The organism is Tamlana crocina (genome assembly GCF_012037625.1).
Window position 1 is genome coordinate 1 of the sequence record NZ_JAAVJS010000641.1, and the last position, 328, is coordinate 328.

1 pseudogene is annotated in these 328 nt (G+C 46.0%); it reads right to left on the reverse strand.

Annotated features, from left to right (window positions below):
* Positions 1-97: 97 nt before the first annotated feature.
* Positions 98-328: pseudogene (locus HC176_RS19785) on the reverse strand (phosphonate ABC transporter ATP-binding protein); the annotation flags it as partial.

Sequence of the window (328 nt, forward strand, 5' to 3'; positions counted from 1 at the left end):
GCACCTCGACCGTCGCTCTCTACAGTCGCTGGCTCAGTATTGCATTTTCCTAAGGAGTAATCTTGAACTTTGAATTTTGAATCCAGAATGAGCGTCTTTAGACGGTCTTTTGAACCACTTCAAAGACTTTTTGTCCGTCGCACTTAAGAGTTTTGGAGGGATATTTAAGTAGCAGCGCGTAATCGTGAGTTGCCATAAGAATAGTCTTTCCGTTCTTGCTGATATTTTGCAGTACCTCCATGATCTCCACCGATGTTTGCGGATCGAGGTTCCCGGTGGGTTCGTCTGCTAAGATTAGTTCCGGGTCGTTAAGAAGGGCTCTCGCGAT